The sequence below is a fragment of the Streptomyces sp. NPDC048331 genome (assembly GCF_043201215.1).
GTDB lineage: Bacteria > Actinomycetota > Actinomycetes > Streptomycetales > Streptomycetaceae > Streptomyces.
The window spans coordinates 23,978-43,558 of the sequence record NZ_JBICYT010000010.1 but is presented as its reverse complement, the minus strand read 5'-3'; the positions used below and the strand labels follow the sequence as shown (position 1 = coordinate 43,558).

General features: G+C 72.6%; 12 protein-coding genes. 7 read left to right on the top strand and 5 right to left on the bottom strand.

From position 1 onward, the window contains the following. Positions 1-132: 132 nt before the first annotated feature. On the bottom strand, positions 133-2,718 hold the full coding sequence (locus ACGFYY_RS16615; RefSeq protein ID WP_393710023.1) for an ATP-binding protein: 2,586 nt from the start codon (positions 2,716-2,718) through the stop codon (positions 133-135). 254 nt (positions 2,719-2,972) lie between these two features. Here ACGFYY_RS16615 and ACGFYY_RS16610 point away from each other — a divergent pair, with 254 nt between their 5' ends. The 7 genes from ACGFYY_RS16610 to ACGFYY_RS16580 are packed head-to-tail and all read left to right on the top strand — an operon-like array spanning position 2,973 to position 15,246. Beyond that, entirely contained in the window at positions 2,973-5,258 is a 2,286-nt protein-coding gene (locus tag ACGFYY_RS16610) for a TOMM precursor leader peptide-binding protein (RefSeq protein WP_393710021.1), read from the top strand. A gap of 19 nt (positions 5,259-5,277) precedes the next feature. Then, positions 5,278-6,825: a SagB family peptide dehydrogenase gene (locus ACGFYY_RS16605; RefSeq protein ID WP_393710019.1), complete on the top strand. Its 1,548-nt coding sequence runs from the start codon at positions 5,278-5,280 to the stop codon at positions 6,823-6,825. Further along, on the top strand, positions 6,822-7,634 hold the full coding sequence (locus ACGFYY_RS16600) for an HlyD family efflux transporter periplasmic adaptor subunit (protein WP_365276461.1): 813 nt from the start codon (positions 6,822-6,824) through the stop codon (positions 7,632-7,634). Before ACGFYY_RS16605 ends, ACGFYY_RS16600 begins: the two co-directional genes overlap by 4 nt. Positions 7,635-7,646: 12 nt before the next feature. After that, positions 7,647-9,944: an NHLP family bacteriocin export ABC transporter peptidase/permease/ATPase subunit gene (locus ACGFYY_RS16595; protein WP_393710017.1), complete on the top strand. Its 2,298-nt coding sequence runs from the start codon at positions 7,647-7,649 to the stop codon at positions 9,942-9,944. Next, a complete protein-coding gene (locus ACGFYY_RS16590; RefSeq protein WP_365276455.1) occupies positions 9,941-12,895 on the top strand; it encodes an NHLP bacteriocin export ABC transporter permease/ATPase subunit in 2,955 nt (984 codons plus the stop codon). The genes ACGFYY_RS16595 and ACGFYY_RS16590 overlap by 4 nt, the downstream gene beginning before the upstream one ends. A gap of 14 nt (positions 12,896-12,909) precedes the next feature. Continuing rightward, a complete protein-coding gene (locus ACGFYY_RS16585) occupies positions 12,910-13,236 on the top strand; it encodes a YciI family protein (RefSeq protein WP_393710014.1) in 327 nt (108 codons plus the stop codon). A 45-nt stretch (positions 13,237-13,281) separates the two neighbouring features. Next, a complete protein-coding gene (locus tag ACGFYY_RS16580; protein WP_393710012.1) occupies positions 13,282-15,246 on the top strand; it encodes a carbamoyltransferase C-terminal domain-containing protein in 1,965 nt (654 codons plus the stop codon). Between the two features lie 81 nt (positions 15,247-15,327). Here ACGFYY_RS16580 and ACGFYY_RS16575 read toward each other — a convergent pair whose 3' ends face one another. From ACGFYY_RS16575 to ACGFYY_RS16560, 4 genes are read right to left on the bottom strand one after another with little or no spacing between them, the layout of a single operon-like run. Next, positions 15,328-16,107, bottom strand: coding sequence for an alpha/beta fold hydrolase (locus tag ACGFYY_RS16575; RefSeq protein ID WP_393710010.1), 780 nt, complete (start codon positions 16,105-16,107; stop codon positions 15,328-15,330). Positions 16,108-16,109: 2 nt separating this feature from the next. Further along, entirely contained in the window at positions 16,110-17,102 is a 993-nt protein-coding gene (locus tag ACGFYY_RS16570; protein WP_393710008.1) for a Rieske 2Fe-2S domain-containing protein, read from the bottom strand. Further along, positions 17,099-18,328 (bottom strand): flavin monoamine oxidase family protein, encoded by a 1,230-nt coding sequence (locus ACGFYY_RS16565; RefSeq protein WP_393710006.1) that lies wholly within the window; start codon positions 18,326-18,328, stop codon positions 17,099-17,101. The genes ACGFYY_RS16570 and ACGFYY_RS16565 overlap by 4 nt, the downstream gene beginning before the upstream one ends. Further along, positions 18,328-19,566, bottom strand: coding sequence for a cytochrome P450 (locus tag ACGFYY_RS16560; RefSeq protein ID WP_393710004.1), 1,239 nt, complete (start codon positions 19,564-19,566; stop codon positions 18,328-18,330). Before ACGFYY_RS16560 ends, ACGFYY_RS16565 begins: the two co-directional genes overlap by 1 nt. Between the last annotated feature and the right edge of the window lie 15 nt (positions 19,567-19,581).

Here is a 19,581-nt window from a genome sequence, read left to right as displayed (position 1 = left end):
GGCCCCCCCCGCCCCCCCCCCCCCGCCCCGCCCCCCCCCGGGGGCCCCCCCCCCCCCCCCCCCCCCGCGGGGGGGCCCCCGCCCCCCCCCCCCCCCCCCCCCCCCCCCGCTTTCCCGTAGATCCGGGAGGCCTCAACCGCGCGGTGTGAGGCCCTCGACGGCGGCGGCCAGCTCGGGGCGGCCGACGATCCCGAGTTTGCGGTAGATCCGACCCAGGTGGGTGTCGACCGTGCGCTTGCTGAGGCACAGCCGCTCGGCCACTTCGAGGTTGCTCAGGTTCATCAGGACGAGGTCCGTCACCCGCCGCTCGGCGGGGCTCAGCCGGACGCCCCCGGCCGCGGCCGGGCCCGCGCCCGCGACTTCCGGCGACGCGCCCCCGGGCGGTGTCCGATCCGGCGCCCCCGCACCGGCTCGCCGGCGCGCCGTGGTGCCGACGGAATCGGCGACGATGGTCCGCGCGGCGGCGTACTCGCCCAGGTGCTGGTAGGAGTCGGCGGCATGGGCGCGCCAAGGAATGCAGGCCTGGTCGGCGATGCCCCGGGTGGCGAGCTGGTGCCCACACTCCAGGAACAGCCTGAGCGCCTCCTGATGGTCGCCCCGGGCGGCCGCGACGATCCCCTGTCCTTCGAGGACCACTCCCCGGATCAGCGGATGGACGTCGCTCGGGACCTCCATGCCCACCAGCGAGCCCGCCGCCTCCCGCACCTCGCCGAGCCGCACGAGGGCCCGTGCCGCGCAGGCGTCCGCCGCGCAGCGCAGACCGACGGCGTTGACGGACCGGGTGAGCGCGGCGGCCTCACGGGCGTCGCGAAGGCTCTCGGCCCACTCCTCCCGGCGGTATGTCACCTCGCTGCGCACCAGCAGCGCCAGGGCCAGTTCGGCGGGGCGCCGGTGGCGTCGTGCGGAACGGACGGCCCAGGCGCTCCACTGCTCCGCCTCGGCCGGCCGGCCGGTCCAGGCGAAGGCCAGTACCGCGCCCAGCACCCCGGCGTCCGCGCCGGCGGGGGACGCGGCCTCGACGCACCGCGCCGCCAGCCGGGCGGCGCGCAGGGGCGACCGGCCGCCGGCCGCGGTCATCGCCGCCAGGGCTCCGAGGAAACTCCAGCTCGCCGGGATGTTCTCACCGGCGCGCAGTTCACGTACGGCTCGCCTCATGCCGACGCGGTGACCGGCCAGCAGTGCCTGGGAACCGAGTTGCAGCACCTGTTCGCGTGGCGCGTCCTCCACGGTGCTCAACGCGGCGGCGGTATCGGCGAAGAGCCGGGCCGCGCCCGTGGAGGTGACGGTGAGGGCGGGGTGGGCCAGGGGCAGCAGGTCCCGGGCGCGGTCGGCCGGTTCGGTGGCGGCGGCGGCCGTCGTGGCGTAGCGCACGCAGGACGCGAGGTCCCGATGCAGCTCCACGGCGCCCAGCCGGACCGTGGTCTCCCGCACGGCCGTGGGGTCGTCGGACTCCGCGAGGGATCGGCGGAGGTAGCGCGCGGCGGTGTCCCAGGACCCGGCCGCGGCGGCCTCGTCGGCGGCCGTGCGCAGGATCGGCAGCGCCCAGGCGCGGTCGGCGGTACTCAGGGACATCAGGTGCTCGGCGGTCTGCGTGGCCGGGGCGCCGAGCCGGGCGAGCAGGGCGGCCGCCCGTTCGTGCAGGTCCAGGCGGCGGTCGGGGTCGATGCGGGACAGGATGGCCGTACGGACCAGTTCGTGCCGGAAGTGTTCGGGCGGTCCGGGTGCGAGCAGGCCTGTACGGCACAGCGCCGCTCGGGCCTGCGCGGCGAGGAAGTCGCCCTGGCCGGCCAGGATGGCCGCGGTCGTCAGATCCGCCCCGGGGCCGAGGATCGCGAGGCTGTCGAGCAGTTCCACCGCTGCCGGCCGGCACTGGTCGAGCCACGTCAACGTGGTGTCGGAGAGCGTCCGGGCGCCGATCCGCAGCACCTCGTCCAGGTTCGGTGAACCGGGGGAGATCGGCGCGGCGATCAGGCGCTTCGTCAACTCCCGCAACACCAGGGGGTTTCCCTGGGAAAGGGTGTGGCAGGCGGCGGCCAACTCTGCGTCGAGCGGCACCCCGAACGCGGCGGCCATCAGTTCCGCGCTGCACGTGTCGCACAGCGGCCCGGGCCGGACCACCCGGGTGTACGGCAGGGCGCCCAGTTCGGCGGGCAGGTTCTCGTGGACGTCGGCGGACTCCGAGGAAACGGTGGCCAGCAAAGCGACCGGGAGGCCTTCGAGGCGGCGGGCGATGTACGAGCACCACTGCAGCGAGGCTTCGTCCGCGAAATCGAGGTCGTCGATCGCTATGACCACCGGCCGGGCCGTCGCCATGGAGCGGGTGGCCTGGAACAGATTCTGCAGAAGATGATGTGCGGCGGCGCCGTTCGCGGGAGCGGCCGCCTGATCCAGACCGTGCGGCAAATTCACGGAGAGCGGTTCCGGGGTTGCGTCGGAAGTGCCGGAAATCCCGGAGGTCCCGGACGCCGATATGAAAGGGTCGAACAGCTGGCGTACGACGCCGTAGGGATATTCCTGCTCGTTCTCATGACATCGGGCCCGCAGGACGATGCTCTGCTGGGGCAGCCCCGCGAGGGCCGCACGAAGCAGCTCGGACTTGCCGATGCCCCTGGGCCCCTGGATCAGCGCGAGCGCCGGACGGCCCTGGGTGGCCTCCCCGAGCACTTCCCCCAGTGCGGCCAACTCGCGTTCCCGATGCAGCAACTGCCCCGTCGGCACCGTAAATCATCCCCCGTCAGCGGCAGACAACCGCAGCCATGATCATCGCATCCGCGACCACTGTAGTCCAGAACAGGTAGGGCCTTTCCAAAAGATACGTATGGCTTACGTATCGCGGCCCGAGATTACGTATCGGTGCGCACATGCTTAAGCGGCCCATCGCATCGCGCTTTTCAGCATGTACATGGGTTTCAGCCACGTGATTGGATGTCGAGCGAAATACGGGACACCGGCAATAAACAGGGGGAAGCCAGATGGAGCGTCCGCGACTCAAGGCCCATTTCATCAGCGAAGTGGTCGACGGTTCGAAGGTATTCCTGCTCGCCGAGGGGAAAGACTTCCTCGTCCAGGGAGCCGCGGCGGCCGCGGTGCTGCCGCACCTCGACGGCCGCAAGACCGTTGCCGAGATCGTCGGGGCGCTCGGGGGACAGCTGGCGATCACCGAGACCTTGACCGCGCTGCGTCGGTACGACGCGGCCGGCCATCTGGCCGAGGGCCGGCCTGAGATGTCGGACGAGGCGCTTGCCTTCTGGGACGCCCAGGGCATCGACCCGCACCGGGTGGTGGCCGCCACCGCGGCCACCGAGCTGACCCTGGTCGCCGGATCCGGCCCGGACCACCGACCGGTGCTCGCGGCTCTGGAGTCCAACGGCCTGCGGGTGCGTGTGGTCGGCTTCGACGAGGCGATCGACTCGGCGGCCGCCGGGGACGGCCTGACCGTCGTCCTGGTCGACGACTACCTCGACCCGGAACTGGACCGCCTCAACACCGCCTACCTGGCCGCCGGCCGCTCCTGGCTGCCGGCCAAGCCTGCCGGCGTCGTGCCGTGGGTCGGTCCCTTCCTGCGTCCCGGCGAGACCGGCTGCTGGACCTGCCTGGCCCAGCGCCTCGGCGGCAACCGCCAGGTCGAGCGCTACCTTTCCGGCAAGCGGGGTGACCACACCCCCCGCCACCCCTCGCACGCGGCGCTTCCCGCGAGCTCGACCCTCATCGCGGGCCTGATCGCCGTCGAGGCCGCCCGGATCGTCGTCACCGGCACGTCCGAGTCCCTGACCGGCGTGATGCGCACCATGGACCTGATCACCCTGGAGAGCGCCGAGCACACCCTCGTCCGGCAGCCGCAGTGCGCCTCCTGCGGTGACCCGACGCTGGTCTCCGAGCGCAGCCCCAAGGTCGCCCTCACGGCGAGTCCCGCCCGGCACACCACGGACGGCGGCTACCGGATCCAGCCGCCGCAGCTGACGTACGACCGGCTGAAGCGGCACATCAGCCCCTACCTCGGCGCGATCACCAAGCTCGGCGCCCACGAGGAGACCGGCAACGGCGTCACCTACAGCTTCACCGCGGGCCACAACTTCGCGATGGTCAACGACAACATGGACCTGCTGCGCCGCAACATGCGCGGCCAGAGCGGCGGCAAGGGCCGCTCCGAGATCCAGGCCAAGGTCAGCGCGATGTGCGAGGCCATCGAGCGCTACTCGGCGGTGTGGCGGGGCGGCGAGCCGGTCACCCGGGCCGCGTACGAGGACCTCGACCCGGACGTCGCCGTGCACATGGACGAACTGCTGGGCTTCTCCGAGGCGCAGGTCGCCGGTCGCGAGCAGTGGAACGCCGACCCCACCCACCGGCTCCACCTGGTCCCGGACCCCTTCCGCACCGATCTGCCGATCGACTGGTCCACCGGCTGGTCCCTGACCCGCGAGACCGAGCGGATGATCCCGTCCGGCTACGCCTGGTACGGCCACCCGGACCTCGCCGAGCACTTCTACTGCGTGGGCGACTCCAACGGCGGGGCCAGCGGCAACACCCTCGAAGAGGCCATCCTCCAGGGCTTCTGCGAGGTCGTGGAACGCGACTCGGTGGCGCTGTGGTGGTACAACCGCCTGCGCGTCCCGGAGTTCGACCTGGACTCGCTGGACGACCCGTACGTGGACACCATGCGCGCGTTCTACGCGAGCATGGACCGCGACGTGTGGGTTCTGGACATCACCTCCGACCTGGGCATCCCCACCTTCGCCGCGGTCTCCGGGCGCCGCCACGAGGTCGAGGACGTCATGGTCGGCTTCGGCTCGCACCCGGACGCGCGCATCGCCGCCATCCGCGCCCTGACCGAGGTCAACCAGTTCCTGCCGTACGTGGACCGGCGCGACGCCGACGGCAACACCGTCTACCGGTCGGACGACCCGGAGACCCTGGCGTGGTGCAAGAAGGTCAAGCTGGCGGACGAGCCGTGGCTGACCCCCGACCCGGACCGGAAGCCCACCACGGTGGGCGACTTCGCCCCGCTGGTGGGCCACGACCTCGCCGACCACATCAAGGACTGCGTGTCCCGGGCCGAGGCCGCCGGCATCGAGGTGATCGTGCTGGACCAGACCCGCCCCGATCTCGACCTGTGCGTGGTCAAGGTCATCGCCCCCGGCATGCGGCACTTCTGGCGGCGCCTGGGCCCCGGTCGGCTCTACGAGGTCCCGACCCGCACCGGGCAGCTGGAACAGCCGCGTACCGAGGACGAGATGAATCCCTGGAATGTCTTCTTCTAGACCCGGCCGGACGGACATCATGACGACTGGGCAGACCGACCGAGCCCACCCGCAGCACCCGCAGCACCTGGCTCACCCGGACCATCCGGCCCGGACCGTTCACGCGGTCCTGCGGCTGCGGCGGGACGCGACGCTCGCGCAGGCCCCCGGCCAGGCCGGAGCCACGGCCCCCGGGGCCTGGATCCTGTCGGCCCCGGCCGGCGCCGTCGCGCTGCCGGACACCACTCCCGGACTGCTGGCGGTGCTGACCGCCCTCGCCGCCGACGACCACGCCGAGGACCGGCTCGCCCCCCTCGTCACCGCGCACGACGGGGAATTCGGCCTGCTGCGCCTGCACATGCTGCTGCACAAGCTCGACGCCGCAGGCATGACGGAGCGCGCCGTACAGCTCGACGGTGAGCCGATCGCCCGGCTGCGCCAGGTCGGCCGCGGCCGCCTCGCGCTCCCCGCCGCGCCGGCCGCCGACGCGCTCGTCAAACTGTCCAGGTTCGCCACCGCGACCGCCGAGGGCGGGCTGCTGGTGGTGCGCGCGCCCGGCAGCCCGTTCGCGCTGGAGCTCGCGCCGGCCGCCGCCGGACTGCTCGGTGTCCTCGCCGCCTGGCACGGCCCGACCGGGGCGGCGAAGGCGGCCGGGCTCCCGGACACGGCCGTGTCGCAGGTGCTGCGGCTGTTCGCGGCCGGTGGTCTCCTCGTCACCGGCGGCCCGGAACACGACCCGGAGACCGTCGAGCGGCGGCTCGCCCAATGGTCCGCCGCCGACCTTGCCCTCCACTCCCGCACCCGGGGTCCGCGTACGGTCACCGGCTACGGCGGCACGTACCCGCTGGGGGAGCGTTTCGGCCCCGAGCCGGCGTCCCGGGAGCCCTTCCCCGGCCGGCGGATCGCCCTGGCCGTCCCCGACCTGGACGCCCGCGCGAAGAGCGAGGCCTCGTTGAGCGAGGTGCTGGAACGACGCAGGTCGATCCGCGAGCACGACGCGGACGCGCCGATCACCCTGGAGCAGCTGGGCGAACTGCTCCACCGCAGCATGCGGTTGCGGCAGACCTTCACCGGCGGTGACGGGCAGGAGCTGGCCGACCGGCCCTACCCGTCCGGCGGCTCCGTCCACGAGCTGGAGGTCTACCCGCTCATCACCGAGTGCGTCGGCGCCGAGCCGGGGCTGTGGCACTACGCGCCGGACCGGCACGAGCTGGAGCTGGTGGCCGAACCGGGCCCCGCCACGGCCGCGTTGGTGGAGTCGGCGCGGGGCAGCGCCCTGATGGACTCCGCTCCCCAGGTGACGCTGCTGGTCGCGGCGCGCTTCGGGCGGGTGATGTGGAAGTACGAGACCGTCGCCTACTCCCTCGTCCTCAAGCACGTCGGCGTGCTCTACCAGACCCTCTACCTGGTCGGAACGGCCATGGGCCTGGCGGTGTGCGGGCTCGGCGGCGGCGACGCGGACGAGTTCGCGGCCGCCTCGGGCCTGGACCGGCACTCCGAGGGCGCGGTCGGCGAACTCGTCGTCGGCAGCCGCCCCCGGACGCTGCGGCACAGCGCGGGCGTCCCACGCGAGGAGGAGCAGTCATGATGTTCCGCTTCAAGGCGCTCCAGCGGATGCGCGAGCCCGACGAGCTGGACTCGCCCACCCTGCTGGCGGCGCCACGCGGCTGGATCGCCTTGTTCGTCGTCATGATCACCATGACGGCCGCGGTGATCTGGGCCTTCGCCGGTCAGTTGCTGATCAGTGTGAGCGCGCCGGGTCTGCTGACCCGCCCGGGCGGCACGGCACAGGTGCAGAGTCCCTTCTCGGGCATGGTGCAGCGGGTGCTCACCCAGCCCACCGGCACGGTCACCGCCGGGCAGACGGTCATCGAGGTGCAGGATCCCGCCGGTCAGATCCGCCGGATCACCAGCCCGTTCGCGGGCCACGTGGTCGGGCTGGCGGTCAGCGACGGGCAGATGATCGACGTCGGCTCCGCCGTCCTCACCGTGGAGCGCACCGACGTCTCCGGTGACCGCATGATCGCCATGGTGTTCGTGCCGGCCGACCGGGCCGCCCGGCTCTTCCCGGGCAACAAGGTGGACCTGGCCGTGTCCACGGCCCCGCCGGCCGCCTTCGGCCTGCTCCGCGGAACCGTCACCTCCGTCAGCCCCTACCCGCTGACGTCGGAGGCCCTGTCCGGCCTGGTGGGCGGCGAGCTGGCGGCCCGGCAGTTCGCCTCCGGCTCCGCGCCCCGGCTGGTCGTCGTGGACCTGGTCCGCGACGAGAACACCCGCTCCGGCTTCGCCTGGTCCAACACCAGCGGCCCCCCTACGGCGCTGACCACCCAGGTGGGGGTGTCCGCGACGATCAATCTCGGCAAACAGACCCCGTTCAATCTGATCCTCGGACGCTGAGGGGACATCGCCATGACGCAGAGCACCCTGGCCAGGCCCCCGGCCGAGCCTCCGGCCAGGCCCCCGGCGCAGAACACGAGCGGACCCGACCGGCCCGGCGCGCGGCGCCGGCGGATCCCGCTGCCCCGCATGCGGCCCTGGCGCCACAAGGTCCCCACCGTCATGCAGATGGAGTCGGTGGAGTGCGGCGCCGCCTCCCTGGCGATGATCCTCGCCCACTACGGACGCCACGTCCCGCTCGAAGAACTGCGCGGCGTGTGCGGGGTGTCCCGGGACGGCGCCAACGCCGCCACCGTACTGGCGGCGGCCCGCCAGTACGGCATGACCGCCCGCGGCTACCAGACCGAGGCGGAGAACCTGAAGGACCTCGACCGCCCGGTCATCATCTTCTGGGCCTTCCAGCACTTCCTGGTCGTCGAGGGCGTGCGCACCCAGTACGGCAAGACCGTCGTGGCCGTCAACGACCCGGCCGGCGGGCCCCGACTGATGGCCTGGGACGAGTTCGACTCCGGCTTCACCGGCGTCGTCCTGTCCTTCGAGCCCGGCCCGGACTTCGTCCGCGGCGGTACCCGCACCAAGGTCGGCGCCGCGCTGCTGTCGCGTCGGCTGCCGTCGGGGCGGGCCCTCCCGCTCGTGCTGATGGCCAGCGCCCTGCTGGTCGTCCCGGGCATCGCCACCCCCGCGTTCACCCGGGTCTTCATCGACCGGGTGCTGGCGGGAGGCTCGGCGGGGTACCTGGTGCCCCTGCTGCTCGCCATGATGTTCACGGCGCTGTGCGTCTTCGTCCTCACCTCCGTGCAGCGGCACTACCTGCTGCGCCTGGAGATCCGGATGGGGCTGGTCTCCTCGGCCCGCTTCTTCCGCCATCTCCTGCGGCTCCCGGTCGACTTCTTCATGCAGCGGCGTCCCGCCGAGGTGGCCAACCGGGTCGCGGGCAACGACGTCGTGGCCGAGATCCTCTCCCGGGACCTCGCCCTCACCGTCGTCAACCTCGTGCTGGTGGTGTTCTACGCGGCCCTGCTGATCCACTTCGACATCCTCCTCGGCGCCATCGGCGTCGGCATGGCACTGCTGAACATCGTGGTGCTGCGCTGGGTCGCCCGGGCCCGCACGGACGCCGTGGTGGCGCTGCGCACCGACCGCGGCAACCTCACGGCGACCACCTTCACCACCCTCAGCCAGATCGAGACGGTCAAGGCCACCGGAGCCGAACCCGACGCCTTCAGCCGTTGGGCGGGCTTCCTGGCCAAGGTCATCTCCGCGAAGCAGCAACTGGGCGTACCGACCGCCGTGCTGATCGTGGTGCCCCCGATGCTCGCCTCCCTCAACAGCGGGTTGATCCTGCTGGTCGGCGGGCAGCGGGTGGTGGACGGCGCGATCAGCGTCGGCATCCTGGTCTCCTTCCAGACCCTGCTCGCCGCGCTCAGCCGCCCGGTCACCCAACTCACCAATCTCGGCGGCCGGCTCCAGGACGTCACCGCCGACATCAAGCGGCTGTACGACGTCGAGCACTACCCGGCCGACACCTCCTTCGACGTCCCCGAGGACCCCTCCCGCACCGGGCGGCTCGACGGGCACCTGGAGTTCGAGGACGTCACCTTCGGCTACAGCCCGCTGGCCGCGCCGTTCATCAAGGACCTGTCCTTCTCCGTGGTCCCCGGCCGCCGGATCGCCGTCGTCGGCAGCTCCGGCAGCGGGAAGTCGACCCTCGGCAGGCTGCTCACCGGTCTGTACGCGCCGTGGTCGGGCCGCATCCTGCTCGACGGCCGTCCCCGCGAGGAGATCTCGCGCACCGTGCTCGCCGCCTCGGTCGCCTACGTGGACCAGGACATCTCCCTCTTCGAGGGCAGCGTCCGGGACAACCTCGCGCTGTGGAACGACGACGTCCCCGACGACGTCATCGTCTCCGCGCTGCACGACGCCGCCATCTTCGAGACGGTCATGGCCCGCCCCGGCGGTCTGCACTCCATGGTCTGGGAGGGCGGCCGCAACTTCAGCGGTGGCCAGCGCCAACGCCTGGAGCTCGCGCGCGCCCTGGCCACCCAGCCCACGCTGCTCATCCTGGACGAGGCCACCAGCGCCCTGGACCCCGAGACCGAACGGGTCATCATGGACAACCTGCGCCGCCGTGGATGCGCCTGCCTCACCATCGCCCACCGCCTGTCCACCGTGCGGGACGCCGACGAGATCATCGTGCTCGACAAGGGGCAGATCGCCGAACGCGGCACCCACGAGCAGCTGCTGGCCCGCGGCGGCCACTACGCCGGTCTCATCGATTCGGTTCGCACCGCCGAAGGGGGCGACCTGTGATCACCTCTGCGTTCGCGCCGTTCTTCACCGACGCGGCCACCCCGGCCGACCTCCACACCGACCCGTTCACCGTCCTGGACGACGTACGCCGCGTGCTGCTGGTGGAAGCCGGCGCCGTGGACCTGTTCGCCGTACGCCTGGTGGACGGCGTGCCCACCGGGCGCTGGAACTTCCTGGCCCGCGTGGAGGCCGGAGCCCTGCTCATGGGCTCACCGTCCGGCCCGCGACACGGCATCGTCGGCCGGCCGGTGCCCGACACCGTGCTGTCGTACCTGCCGCTCTCCCACCTCGAAGGCCTCTCGACCCGCCGCGCCGCGTGCGACACCCCGTCGGGGCTGGCGGTGCGCGCCCTGTCCGCCGAGGCCTACGGGGACGCGGTCCAGCAGTTCCTGGACGGCCTGGAACAGGGCATCGTGGCCCTCGCCCAGGCTCTGCGCGACACCTTGCCGCCCCGTGAGTTCGTACCGCTGTCCACCGACGGGCCCACCGCGCTCGCCGCGGGGCAGGCCGTCCGTTCGGTGGACGGCGTCCGGTGGGTGCGGGTGGAGGAGGGCTCGGTCGAGCTGGGCGAGGGCGTCTCCGGGCGGTTCACCACCGGCATGGACACCTGCCTCACCCAGCGGGACTGGCTGATCGCCGACTCCCCGGCCCGGCTGCGGGCCCGCTCCTCGCGGGAACTGCTCGACGAGGGAGCCCTCTGGGGCCTGCTGCTCGCCCACGCGACCCGCCTGCTCTACACCGTCGACCGCCGCATCGAGGGCCAGCGCGGCCTCGAACGCGAGGCCCTCGACGTCCGCCAGGCCCGCGAGGCCGGCACCCTGGCCACCACGGCCCGCAGCTTCGAGGCCGTCCTGCACGACACCGAGGCCCGCATCCGGCTCGCGGACGTCGCCGCGGACCCGCCGACGCTGGCGGCCGCCCGGCTGGTCGCCGCGCACCAGGGCTTCGCCGTCAAGGCCCCGCTGGTCGGCAGCGGTCACGGCCGCAACCTGGACGACCTCCAGTCCATCGCCCACGCCTCCGGCGTCCGCACGCGTGCCATCCGGTTGGACGGCCAGTGGTGGAGGACGGACTTCGGCCCGGCGATCGGCTACCGCAAGGTCGGCGACCGGCCGGTGGCGCTGCTGCCCATCGGCGGCCGCTACGTGATGACCGAAGCGGGCAAGATCACCGAGGTGACCGCCAAGCTCGCCGAGGAGTTGCAGACCAAGGCCGTCATGCTCTACCAGCCGCTGCCCTCCGCGGTCCGGTCGATCAGCGGCCTGCTGCGCTTCGGTATCCGCAGCAACCGGCGCGACCTGTGGATGTTCGCCTGGACGGCGGCCCTGGCCGCCCTGGTCGGCCTGCTGGTCCCCGTCATGACCGGGCAGGTCCTCGGCACCTTCGTCGCGCAGGCCCAGCGCGGGCTGATCGTCCAGGGTTCGCTCGTGGTGATCGGATCGGCCCTGGTCGTCGCGGCGCTGTCCATCGTTCAGAACATCGCCGTCCTACGCATCGAGAGCCGTTCCACGGCCGCCATGCAGGTGGGCGTCTGGACCAAGCTGCTGTCGTTGCCCACCTCCTTCTTCACCCGTTATTCCACCGGGGAACTGGGCACCACCGTGCTCGGTGTGAGCGCCGCCCAGGAAATGCTCTCGGGCATGATGACCAGCGCCACCCTGGGCTTCATCACCGGCTCCGCCAACCTCGTCCTCGTCTACTTCTACGACCTGCGGCTCGCGGTGCTGGCCACCGTGCTGGTGCTGGTCGGAGCGGTGTTCGCGCTGGTGGCCGGACGGATCGAGGTGCGCTGGCAGCGCAAGCTGTACGCGCACGAGCAGAAGCTGTCCTCGCGGGTCTTCCAACTGCTCACCGCCGTCCCCAAGCTCAGGGTCACCGCCGCCGAGGACCGGGTGTTCGGCGTGTGGGCCTCGGAACTGGCCAAGGGTCGCAGCCTGGCCGCCGCGTCCCGGCGGGTGCAGAACATCGTGACGACCTTCAACGCCGGTTTCCCGCTGGTGTGCTCGGTCATCATCTTCGCGGTGATCGGCGGACCGCTCCAGGGCCAGGTGCCCATCGCGGCCTTCCTCTCCTTCTTCGCGGCCTTCAACCTTCTCCTGGCCTCCAGCCTGCAGTTCACCTCGGCCGCGATCACGGCGATGGGCGTCGTACCGCTCCTGGAGAAGCTGCGCCCGATCCTGGAGACGGCCCCGGAGGTCGACCAGTCCAAGGCCGCCCCGGGTGACCTGTCCGGCCGGCTCGACCTCAGCCGGGTCTCCTTCCGCTACGGCGACGACGGACCGCTGGTGCTGGACGACGTCACCCTGTCCATCGCACCCGGCGAGTTCGTCGCCATCGTCGGGGCCTCGGGCAGCGGGAAGTCCACCGTGCTGCGGCTGCTGCTGGGCTTCGAGCAGCCCGTGTCGGGCACGGTGCTGTACGACGGGCAGGACCTGGCGGAGCTGGAGGTCTCGGCCGTCCGCCGACAGTGCGGCGTCGTGCTGCAGAACGGCTCGCTGCTCGCCGGCGACATCAAGGCCAACATCATCGGCAGCAGCAGCCACACCCTGGACGACGCCTGGGTGGCGGCCTCGATGGCAGGCATCTCCGACGACATCTCGGCCATGCCCATGGGCATGAACACCGTGCTCTCCGAAGGGACCAACACCCTTTCCGGCGGACAGCGCCAGCGGCTCATGATCGCCCGCGCCCTGGTCGCCCGGCCCCGCATCGTCTTCTTCGACGAAGCCACCAGCGCCCTGGACAACCCGACCCAGCGACTGGTCGCGGAGAGCACCCGAAAGCTCAGCGCCACCCGGATCGTCATCGCCCACCGGCTGTCGACGGTGGCCGACGCCGACAAGGTCATCGTGCTGGACCAGGGACGGATCGTGCAGCAGGGCCGCTACGAGGAACTGCTCGCCGACGAGAACGGCCTGTTCGCCCGCCTGGCCAGCCGCCAGGTGTCGTGAGAAAGGGACCCTTCATGGAATTCGCACTGCTCGTCTACGGCGAAGAACGCGCATGGGACGACATGTCGCCGGCCGAACGTCAGGAACGGTACGAGGCGAACCGCGCCTACGGCCGTGACCTCGCCGAAGCGGGGGTGCGGGTGCGGTACGGCGCACGGCTGGCCCGCCCCGACGGCGCGGCCGGCGAGGACCGCGCCGCACCGGGCGAACGGGAACTCGGCGGCCTGTGGCTGATCGACGTGGCCACCGAGGAAGAGGCACGGGAGTGGGCCCGCCGGATGCCGGTCGGCCCCGGGAACGCGGTCGGGCTGCGCCGCTGCGATCGTCCCGGCGCCTCCTGATCACCCCGATGAACACACCCGGACAGCAAGCAGAGGAGCAGTGCCGTGGCTGATCGGCATGACGTGGAGTACTTCCTTTCCGGCTACCTGACACCGCCGGGTCCCACCGCCGTGCTGTCCGCGCGTCACGACCAGAACGTCGCACTGTGGCGACGCACCGGTCGGGCCGTGGAACTGGTGCGCGTCTGGGAACTCGAACGCGTCAGCGGCCACAAGCACCATCATCAGCCGCTCTACACCCCCGCCCGGGCCGAGGCGTTCCTGAACGGACTGCTCGCCACCGAAGGGCTCGACCTGTCCGACATCAGCGCCTCCTGGGGCACCCCGGGCCTGCCCGGCCACGCCGAGATCCCCGTCCCGGCCGGCGCCGAGGACTTCCCGCTCCACAGCCTCGGTCATCTCTTCGGCGGCCTGCTGATGGACAGCGCGCTGTTCAAGCGGGAGACCGTCATCGCGATGGCCGTGGACGGCGGCCCCGACTTCGTCCAGGACCGGGAGACCAAGAGCGCCTGGTACGCCGGGTGCGTCTCCGTCCAAGGGCGCTTGGCCTTCGCCCCGGTGGAATCCCCCGGACCCCTCTACACGGCGGCCGAGACGATCTTCGGCAAGGAGCCGGGCACCCTCATGGCCCTGGCCTCGGCCTGCCGGACCCGGATCGACCTCGATGTCGAGGCCGTCATGGCCGGCGTCGAGCTGTACGGCGGGCGACGGGCACCGTGGCAGGCGGCCCACCGGGTGGTCGCGACGATCGTGACCGAGGCCCGTCGGCAGCTCGCGGGCCAGGAGCCGGACCGGGAGTTCACCGACGAGGAGAACCTGCAGAGCGCCGTCATGGAGGTCGTCCAACGGTGCTGCGAGCTGGTCGCGGTCCGCAACGTCGAACGGCTGCTGGCGATCGGCGGCGTACGCGCGGAGGACGCCTACCTCTCCACGAGCGGCGGTTTCGCGCTGAACTGCCCCGCCAACTCCCTGCTGATGGACCACTTCGGCTTCAAGGGGCTGCTCACCCCGCCCTGCGCCAACGACTCCGGCCAGGCGCTGGGACTCGGGCTGCTCGCCCTGTACGGCACCGGCGCCCTGGACGGCGCCGACATCCTGATCGATTCCGCCTACCACGGCAACGAACTGCGCGACGTGGACGCCGCGCTGGCGGAGTTCGCCCCGTGGATCGAGGAGGTCGGGGACTTCTCGCCCGACCGGTTCGCCGAGGACCTCGACGACAGCGTGATCGCCTGGGTGGACGGCGCCGCCGAGCTCGGCCCCCGGGCACTCGGCCATCGCAGCCTGCTGGGCGACCCCCGGTCGACGAAGGTCAAGGACCTGCTCAACGCGTACAAGCAGCGGCAGTGGTGGCGCCCGGTCGCCCCGATCGTGCTGGCAGAGTACGCCCCGGACTGGTTCGACGGCGATCGGCCGTCCCCGTACATGCTGGAGACCGTCCAGGTACGGCCGGAGGTACGCGACGCGGTACCGGCGATCGTGCACCTGGACGGATCGGCGCGCCACCAGGTCCTCACCGCGGCGGCCAACCCGCTCCTGCACCGTGCCATCGGGGCGTTCCATGCCCGTACCGGGGTGCCGATCGTGTGCAACACCTCGCTCAACGACCGCGGTGAGCCGGTCGTCGACACCGCGGCCGAGGCGCTGGTCTTCTGCATCCGCAAGGGCCTACGGATCGCCTACTTGGGCGGGCGGCGGATCGTCCTGCGTGCCGCTCCCGTGCCGGACACCGCACCGCCCACCGCACCGAGGGAGCGGAGCACCGCGTACTTCGCCGGGCAGGAGCAGGACCGGGACGCCCTGTGGCAGGGCTGGCTGGACGAGGGCTACACGGAGGAGGGCATGTTCCTGCTCTCCCGCTCGCCCGACCTGCGGGCCGAGCTGGGCTCCTCCACCGTGGAGCGGGTCAACGCCCTCGGCGCGTACGAGGCCGCCGCCGGCCCGGGCCACGCGCTGATGGTGCGGCGGTTCCGTACGGCGCACGGCCCCGAAGCCTCCTCCGAACGCTGACGCACACCTCATGCCGATGGCCCGCGGACGGAGGTCCGCGGGCCATCGGCATGAGGGGGACCCGTGAGCCGGGTCGGTGGCTCACCCGGCTCGGAGCAGGTGGGCCGCGAGGTCGGCCGCGACGGCCTCGGGCCGCTCCAGCAGCGGCAGATGGCCGGACCGGGGCAGCGTCACGACCTCGCAGTCGGCGACGTTGTCGCGCAGCAGTTCGGCGTTGCGGACGAAGGCGGGCATGTCCTCGTCGCCGATGAACACCAGGGTCCGGGCCTGGATGCGGGCCAGGTCCGCCGGGCTGTGGCGGTGTGCGGACAGCGTCATCATGGCGCCGCTGTCCAGTTCCGCCCAGGAATGCCTGACGATCACCGAGCGCAGCGCGGCGCGGAGCTCCGGATGCCGTTCGGTGCCGCGGAAGATGTCGGGGGGCGAGGCCATCCACAGATCGGCCATCCGCTCCCCGGGGCCGGCGAGCGGCTTGAGCATCATCAGCTGCTGGTAGCGCCGCCGGGCGTCGGCGTCCGGGGCCGCGCCGGCCAGCGTGGGCGCGGCGGCCACCAGGGCGTGCACCAGCTCGGGTTCGTCGATGGCCAACTGGAGCGCGACGGACGAACCGTACGAGAGCGAGACGATCCGGTGGGCCCGCTCGGCGCGGACGATGTCGGCGATCTGCCGCGCCAGAGCGGGCAGGGTCAGCCCGGCGGGGATGGGGTCGGAGCCGCCGTGGCCGGGCAGGTCGACGCCGATGTGCCGCCAGCCGGGCAGGAGTTCCCAGAGCGGCTCCCAGGTGCTGGAGTCCATGGTGTAGCCGTGGATCCACAGCACGGCCGGGCCGCTGCCGGACGTGCGGACGGACAGCTGGTTCATGATCAGTTCACTTCCTCGAAGCCTTCGCAGAACTCGCGGAAGGCGATCACCGGCTCGTCCCGGGCGTCGTAGCGCACGGGCGCGTGCGGATCCAGGTGCTCCCAGACGGCGAGGTCCTCGGCGAGGGCGCGTTCGCTGCCGACGATCAACATCCGCAGGTCGCTCTCCCGGCCGGGGACGACGCCGACCGCCACCCGGGCGACACATCCCTCCGGGGTGGGCGTGGCTCCGGTGACCAGGACGTGCACCTGTCCGGGCGGCCCGAACTCGGTGACCACCAGGCCGGGGCTGAAGGCCCGCGCGTAGAACCGCGGTACGTACGCCGGCCGCGTGTCACCGCTGCGCATCGCCCGCCACTTGGCCTCCGCCCGGGCGAGATCGCTCTTCCAGGGGGAGTTGCGCATCGGGAACGTGCCCTCGATGGCCAGTTCGCCGTTCTCGGTGGGCACGATGTCCATGCCTTCGACGGCCTCGACCTTGTGCAGGGCGGTGAAGTGGTCCGTGTCGAAGGCGTTCTCGATGACGAGACCGGACGGGGCGGCGACCGGCAGGACGACCGCCTCGACCAGCGGATGGCTGACGGCGATCTCCTTGATCACCTTCTCGAACCCGCGGTCGTCCCGCGCGGTGTCGGTGAGTCGCGCGAAGACCGCCTCACCGGCCCGGATCACCTGATGTTCGGCGACCGACCAGCGCTTTCCCCCGTCGCCGAGAGCGATGCGCTTGCCGTGGAAGGGGCACACCAGACAGGTGCCGTCCAGCATGCCGCCGTATCCGAGGTGCGCGCCCCGGTGCGGGCAGTTCGCGTCGAAGAGGCGTACGTCGTCACCGTCGCGGACCGCCACCAGGCGGCGCGGCCCGATCGCCAGCGGGGTCACCTCGGCGGTGAGTTCGGACAGGAAGGCCACCAGATGCCAGCCGGAATGCACCGTCCGGGAGTACGCCCCTTCGGCGCGCTCCCGCCCCGGCCGTCCGGCCCCGGATCGTACGGTCATCGTGCCACTCCCGACAGGATCTGCGCGGCCGCGCGCTCGCCACTGGCGATCGCCCCCTGCACCCAAGGCAGTTCACGGCCGCATACGGTCGCCTCTCCGGCGAAGAACAGGGTGTTCTCGATCGGTTCGGCCCACAGGACGGCCGCGTCGCGCGCGCCGGTCCGGGGGGCCGTGAACGCTCCGCCCGACCAGGGGTCGTTCCCCCAGTCGGCCGCCTCGGTGGCCAGCACCCGGGCCGACCGGGTCCAGGGCAGGGACCGGGCCAGGAGTGCCGTCAGGCCGTCGCTCTCGCGCGTGGCGGCCCGTACGGCGGCGGCGGCTCCGGCCTTGGCCACGATCAGTACCTCCGGCCGTCCGGCCCGGCTGCGGGTGAATCCGCCCGACCCGTCCACGTCGAACACCACCGCGGACTCCGGCGCGGGGGCGGAGAGGGTGACGACCACGCAGTAGCCGTCACCGGCCGGCAGGTCCTTCGCCGCCTGCCACTTGGTCGCGGGCAGCCCGCCGATCCGCAGCCGGCCGCTCACGACCACCTGCGGGGGAACGGTGACGACCGCCGCACCGGCCCGCAGCACGCCCTGCGCGCCGTGGGCCCGGACCTGCCCCGTGGACCAGTCGAGTAGGTCGACCGGGCAGCCGAGGCGTACGTCGAGGCTCCGCGCGAGCTGCTCGGGGAGCCGGTCGAAACCGCCGCTCACCGCGTACTCGCCGCCGCCGACGGCATCCGCGCGGTGCGCGGCGGCCACGGCCGGGGCGCTCACCTCGTCCGGGTCCGCGGCCCAGTTCTGCCGGTACCACTCCCGTGCCGCCCGCTCCTCGGCGGCGTCGGCGCACCGGGAACGCAACCGGTCACCGACCGACACGTCCGCATCGGTCAGTGCCGCGTTCAGCTCGGCCTCCAGCGCCCACGGGCCGCGTCGGCCACGGGCGAGCACGCCCATGTCCGCCGTGACGCCGTCCTCGACCACCCGGGCCGCGACGTCGCGCGGCACGGTCTCCATGCGGTCGCCGCCCATGACGGCGTGGACCGGGTTGCGGGCGCCGTGGACCACCTGTGCGCCGAGTTCGAGGGCGGGCCCGCCGTCGGCCGGACGGAACGTGCGGATGCGTCCGCCCACCCGTGCGCGGCTCTCCTGGACGACGACGCGCAGGCCTGCCTCGGTGAGGCGGCTCGCGCAGGTCAAACCGCTGATTCCCGCGCCCACGACGAGGACGTCGGTTCGCATCAGGCCTCCATGTCGTCGTGCGTGTTCCGGGCGAGGGCGTCCGGCCGGTGCGGGCCCAGTTCCAGCGGGTACTCCGCGAGGCGGCGCGGCAGCACGCGGTCGTCCCAGCGGGCGCGGTCCTGGTGGGCCGCGACGCCCGGGAAGCGGCGTAGCAGCCGGGGCAGCAGCAGGGCCCCGGTCTGCCGGACCAGTACGGCCGCCAGACAGAAGTGCGGCCCACCGCCGAAGGCCAGGTGGGGATTGGGGGACCGGTCCAGGAGCAGCTCGTCGGGGCGCTCGAAGACCGCCGGATCCCGGTTCGCGGCCGCGAGCACGGCCAGCACCCGGGCGCCGGCGGGCACCCGGCCGCCGGGCAGTTCCACCTCGCGGGTGGTGACGCGCGCGGTGAACGGGATCGGGGCCTCCAGGCGCAGGAGCTCGTCCACGGCGGTGCGGGCCGCACGGTCGCCGGCCCGCCGCAGGTACTCCACCGCCGCCGGGCGGGGCAGCAGCCAGTACAGGGCGTTGCCCACCGTCTCGGCCAACGGCTGCCAGCCGCCGACGACGGCCAGGCCCAGGATGCCGAGCATCTCGGGCCGGGTCAGCCGGTCGTCGGCGGCCAGCCGCGACAGCGGGCAGTCGAATCCGGTCTCGGCGTGGCGGCGCGCCACCGCGTCCAGGTAGCGGCTCAGCTCGCCCATGGCCGCCCGGCCCGCGGCGGCCGTGGCCGGTCCCGCCATCGGGTCGAGGTTGACGGAGACCGCGCGGGCCAGCTCCTCGAAGCGCGGGCGCTCGGCGTCCTCCAGCCCGAAGAGCCGTGCGTAGACGGCGGTGGCCAGGGGCTCTCCGATGCCGGTCGCGGCGTCCAGCTCTCCCGGCCGACCACCCGTCCGCTCCAGCAGGGCGTCGACCTCACGGCCGATCCCGTCCGCCACCGACCGGATCGCCTCGGGGCCGAGCAACAGGCCTCCCGGGGCGCGCAGTCGGTGATGGTCGGGCGCGTCGGTGGTGAGCATGGACGGGGGGAGGGCGTCGTCCCGGGCGCGACCCTGCTGTCCCTGGGCCGCGGAGAAGGCGTCGCTCCGAAGCGCCGCCGAGCAGTCCGCGTGGCTGGTCAGCAGCCACATCCGGGTGGCGGGGTCCTGGTACACCGGGGCATACGTCCGCAGCCACCGGTACGCCGGGTGGGGGTCCACCCGTCCGGTCGGCGAGAACGGATGAGCGAGGTGGCCCGGGAGGCGAAGGGTGGCTGAGGACACGGCGGTTCCTGTCTG

Coding starts and splice junctions, on each gene's coding strand:
- ACGFYY_RS16570 (WP_393710008.1), bottom strand. CDS start 17,102: ATGACCGTACGATCCGGGGCCGGACGGCCGGGGCGGGAGCGCGCCGAA.
- ACGFYY_RS16575 (WP_393710010.1), bottom strand. CDS start 16,107: ATGAACCAGCTGTCCGTCCGCACGTCCGGCAGCGGCCCGGCCGTGCTG.
- ACGFYY_RS16565 (WP_393710006.1), bottom strand. CDS start 18,328: ATGCGAACCGACGTCCTCGTCGTGGGCGCGGGAATCAGCGGTTTGACC.
- ACGFYY_RS16595 (WP_393710017.1), top strand. CDS start 7,647: ATGACGCAGAGCACCCTGGCCAGGCCCCCGGCCGAGCCTCCGGCCAGG.
- ACGFYY_RS16585 (WP_393710014.1), top strand. CDS start 12,910: ATGGAATTCGCACTGCTCGTCTACGGCGAAGAACGCGCATGGGACGAC.
- ACGFYY_RS16605 (WP_393710019.1), top strand. CDS start 5,278: ATGACGACTGGGCAGACCGACCGAGCCCACCCGCAGCACCCGCAGCAC.
- ACGFYY_RS16610 (WP_393710021.1), top strand. CDS start 2,973: ATGGAGCGTCCGCGACTCAAGGCCCATTTCATCAGCGAAGTGGTCGAC.
- ACGFYY_RS16600 (WP_365276461.1), top strand. CDS start 6,822: ATGATGTTCCGCTTCAAGGCGCTCCAGCGGATGCGCGAGCCCGACGAG.